The 4,345-nt window shown below is 39.7% G+C and carries 4 protein-coding genes and 1 riboswitch; all 4 genes read left to right on the forward strand.

Features of this window, described 5'->3' with window-relative positions:
- Positions 1 to 624 (forward strand): GntR family transcriptional regulator (locus ACH2DQ_RS27315; protein WP_395028701.1); only part of this gene is annotated, 624 nt, incomplete at its 5' end.
- A gap of 87 nt (positions 625 to 711) precedes the next feature.
- Positions 712 to 1,605 carry a carbohydrate kinase family protein gene (locus tag ACH2DQ_RS27320; RefSeq protein ID WP_394914697.1) on the forward strand — a complete coding sequence of 298 codons (894 nt, stop codon included), beginning with the start codon at positions 712 to 714 and terminating at the stop codon, positions 1,603 to 1,605.
- Positions 1,606 to 1,734: 129 nt separating this feature from the next.
- Positions 1,735 to 2,775 (forward strand): aldose 1-epimerase family protein, encoded by a 1,041-nt coding sequence (locus ACH2DQ_RS27325; protein ID WP_394914696.1) that lies wholly within the window; start codon positions 1,735 to 1,737, stop codon positions 2,773 to 2,775.
- A gap of 63 nt (positions 2,776 to 2,838) precedes the next feature.
- Positions 2,839 to 3,039, forward strand: a riboswitch (cobalamin riboswitch).
- 127 nt (positions 3,040 to 3,166) lie between these two features.
- Entirely contained in the window at positions 3,167 to 4,009 is an 843-nt protein-coding gene (locus tag ACH2DQ_RS27330; RefSeq protein WP_394914695.1) for a leucine-rich repeat domain-containing protein, read from the forward strand.
- Positions 4,010 to 4,345: the final 336 nt, after the last annotated feature.

Here is a 4,345-nt window from a genome sequence, read left to right on the forward strand (position 1 = left end):
GAATGGGAGATCATTGATTATTTTAAATTTAGCAGAACCACCGTTCGGCAGGCATTGTCAGATTTAGTAAATGAAAATCTGCTGTATCGGAAAAAGGGGATTGGCACGTTTGTTTCAAAACCCAAAATAGACCTGCAATATATGGGAAATATGGTAAGTTATAATGAGCAGATTACGAGTATGGGATTAACCCCGTCTACGAAAGTTCTCAAATTTGAGGTGATTACCGCGGATGAGCTCCTGGCAAAAGAGATGGGCTTGTCAAAAGGCGATAAAGTAATCGAACTGGTTCGTCTGAGATTTGCAGATGAGGAACCGATTGCGGTGGTTCAGTCCTACCTTCCCTATGATTTGTGCCATGAGATTCTGGATGTGGATATGGAGCGGAATTCCCTTTATCAGATACTTAGTGGTCAGAAAAATACAACGGTAGTACTGGTGGAGAGAGTGGTAGAAGCCATGATCGTCAGCCGGGAGGACAGTAAGCTTCTAAATGTGGAAAAAGGATTTCCTGTTCAGAGCTTCCTGAACAAGGCCTACAATGAGGAAGGGCGGGTGCTGGAATACTGCAGCTCAAGATATCGTGGGGACCGGAATAAGTTTTATATTGAAGTAAAAGTCTAGAAAACGTTATGCTTTATAGAACAAGATAAGTTATCAGCTGTCTCCATAAGTTCATGGCGGCAGCTGATTTAAAGAGGAGGCGGACGAATGTTAAAGGCCATGAGTTACGGAGCAGTTTTATGGGATATCGTAGGGGATGAAAAACATATTGGGGGATGTACATTAAATTTAGCCGCCCATTTGTGCAAATTGGGGATGAAGACGTATATGTACACCAAGCTGGGGACGGACAGCCTGGGAATGGAAGCCCTTAAGGAAATCAGCAATCTGGGTGTGGATTGCAGCTTTGTTCAGACCGACGACACGAAGAGCACCGGGTATGCAAAAATAACCCTGGATGAGAAGAAAGTACCTGCATATGAATTTGCATCTGATGCAAGCCATGAATTTATAGATGCAGATGAAGGATTACTGGAGAAAATCCGTGGAGAGAGCATTGATATCTTCTGCTTTGGCACCTACTGCCAGGCAGGAGAAAAGACAAGAAAGAATCTCCATAGAATTTTGGAATCCTGTGCCTTTCCGCTGGTGTTCTGCGATATTAACCTGAGAGTGGAGAATCCTTCCAAAGAGATGCTGGAAGGATCACTAAAGTATGCGGATATTCTGAAATTAAATGAAGAAGAAGTAACCGTTCTGGCAAAAGTGCTGTATCATACCGGATTGGAAGAAGTAAAAGTAATAGAAAATCTCAGAAAACAATACCGGATCCGGATTATCTGCGTAACGAATGGAGAAAAAGGCTGCAGGATATATGATGAGCAATCGGGAATGATCACAGCGGCGGCAATGAAAGTGCAGGCAGTGGATACCGTGGGTGCCGGGGATGCATTTGGTGCGGGATTTATCTACAGCTATTCAAGGGGATTGCCACTTTCCACGTGCGGGGAAAACGGAAATCTGCTGGGAGGCTATGTAGCTTCCCACAAAGGAGCCATTCCGGCGTATTCCTGTGAAATAGAGGAGCGATTTCGAGTGTAATACTGTAAGGCTGGGAAGATTCAGCTTGTAATGTTGTGAAGCTGGGAAAGATTCAGCTTGTAATGTTGTGAGGCTGAGGAATATTTTATATTATAATGCTGCATATTTGAAAAACAGTGGGGTGAAAAGATGGCAAATTTATACGGAAGAATAAGGAGTAAAGAGGAAATCAGAAGACGTGTGGGTGATATGAGCCAGATTGCAGATATGCGTCTGATGTCATTTGAAGATGGCAAAGCCAGAGGCATGAGAAGCATCGAGTGCAAAAATGGATCGGGGCTTGCATTTACCATACTGCCGGACCGCGGCATGGATATTGCCTGGGCATCTTATCAGGGTCATCCTTTTTCTTATATTTCCAAGTCGGAGGTCTGCAGTCCGGCGTATTTTACAGAAAACAAGGACAAGGGATTTCTGGATAATTTTTTTGCCGGAGTAATGACTACCTCCGGACTCTCCAATACCGGGGCAAGTAATACGGATCAGGGCAAAGAATATGGATTACATGGCGTAATCAATAACATTCCGGCACATGAAGTCCATATTTCAAAGGAATGGGTAAATGATGCGTATGTTATGACGGCGTCAGGCAAAGTGAGACAGAGCAGATTTTATGGGGAAGATTTTACACTGATACGAACGATTAAAATGGAGTTGGGCGATAATAAAATAGTGGTGCATGATGTATATCAAAATACAGGTTTTGATGCACAGCCCTTTATGCTTTTGTACCATATGAATTTTGGTTTTCCATTTTTAAGTGAGGAATCCAGGCTGGTTATGAATAAGAGTCTGGTAACACCCAGAACAAAAGAAGCGGAAAAAGGAATACTGGAATATGAGAAATTAACAGAGCCGGTACACGGATACCAGGAGCAGTGTTTCTACCATGATTTTGAACCGGATGAACGGGGAGAGGTCTGTGTCGGTCTTCAGAATCCCAGTCTCGGACAATCAGGCCTTGAGGTCTATCTGAAATACCGCAAAGAGGAACTGCCCTATTTCTGCCAGTGGAAACAGTTAGGAGAGCAGGAGTATGTAATGGGATTGATACCTTCAACGGGATATGCGGAAGGAAGAAGTGCGGCAAGGATCAATCATCAGCTGATAGAGTTAAAGCCGGGGGAGAAAAAAGAGGTTACCCTGGAATTGGGGGTGAAAGAACTCTAAAAGAGTATAATAGTCAAAAACAATTGACTTTTAAATGCGATTGAGATATTATGATAAAATAAGAATAAATCTAAGGATTGCGGTCATATTCCACAGATGATGTGGAGTAAAATGTTAATAGGGAAGCCGGTGTGAAACCGGCACAGTCACCTCTACTGTAACGTGGACGAAGAAACAGGATGCCATTGATATTGAAAAATATTGAGAAGGCGTTTCTGAGGATGAAGCGAAGTCAGGATACCTGCCGTAATGCCAGCTTACTTTATTTCCGGGATGAGGGAATAGGTTTATTTTTGTGCAAAAATTTATATGTTATGAAAAGCCTTTCAGTCTATGTACAGAAGGGCTTTCTTTTTTAAAGGAAAGATACACAGGAAAAAGGGAGAGTAAAATGAGAAGTCAAGTACTTATTTATAAGGGAGGAAATGTCGGCTTTCGAGTATTTGGCATGCAGGATGGGAAACAATGCGCAGATAAAAATTTAATTATTGGTACCGTTTTTGATGAAGTTTCTGATCAGGCACTTCGTAATAAAATACGTCTGAAGACAGCAGATCTTTCTCCCAACGTAAAGAAAATCGGGAAAAGAAGCTTTTATGGATGTACTTCATTACACAAGGTGAACTTTGGGAATCTGGAAGTAGTTCAGGAAGAGGCATTTTGCGGATGCTCAAAATTAAAGGAAATATATTTTCCGGCTAGTACGAAGGCAATCAAAGATGGAGCTTTTAAAGAGTGTAAACGTCTGGAGACAGTCACGTTTGAACCAAGCAGAGTGAACTTTATCATACCCAGAGAATCATTTTATCAATGTCAGAAACTCACAAAACTTATATTGCCAAGTAAAATAAATCGTATTGAGGACCGTGCGTTTTATAAATGCCAGAGTTTATCAAAACTGCATTTTCCGGTTACATTAGAATCAATTGGACGTGAGGCTTTCTATCAGACGGGATTTACAATGTTGAAACTTCCCCGTAACCTAAAGGTCTTAGATGACAGCGCCTTTTTTAAATGTAACCAGTTAGAATATGTTATATTACCGAAATCATTAAAGAAAATCGGAAAATGGGTATTCCATGGATGTAATCGGCTGAAGATATTGGAAATTCATCATGATCCGGATGAAATAGGAGATTGGATTATTAATAAAAGTGCTATGATCCGATGTAAAAAGGGTAGTATGCTGGATGAATACTGTGAGAAATTTGGTTTTACGCGGGAATACTTATGAATCATGCGAAAACATTACGAATAGTGTTAAAAAATACATATAATTGTATTTTTGATGGATTAAAATATATATGGAATTAAATTTAATAAGCAAAATGTTAAAATATTAGTTTTAATATTACTTTAATGATTTTTGTTATTATATAAGTGTTAATTTGAAAAATAAAATATATAAAATAATAGAGTTTTATTTTTGAATTAATCAAAAATAATATTTATATAAATAAAATATCAGCATACTATTGACAACCAAATTTATATGAGCTAAGATGTAATACATAAAATCCTGTCTTTGACAGTTGAATACGTAAAGAACCGCTGTATCCCCTTGTTTTAT

It is taken from the genome of Robinsoniella sp. (genome assembly GCF_034124845.1).

What these genes read in the sequence shown, in the direction of transcription:
- ACH2DQ_RS27325 (WP_394914696.1), top strand. Translation starts at nt 1,735, where the DNA reads ATGGCAAATTTATACGGAAGAATAAGGAGTAAAGAGGAAATCAGAAGA.
- ACH2DQ_RS27330 (WP_394914695.1), top strand. Translation starts at nt 3,167, where the DNA reads ATGAGAAGTCAAGTACTTATTTATAAGGGAGGAAATGTCGGCTTTCGA.
- ACH2DQ_RS27320 (WP_394914697.1), top strand. Translation starts at nt 712, where the DNA reads ATGTTAAAGGCCATGAGTTACGGAGCAGTTTTATGGGATATCGTAGGG.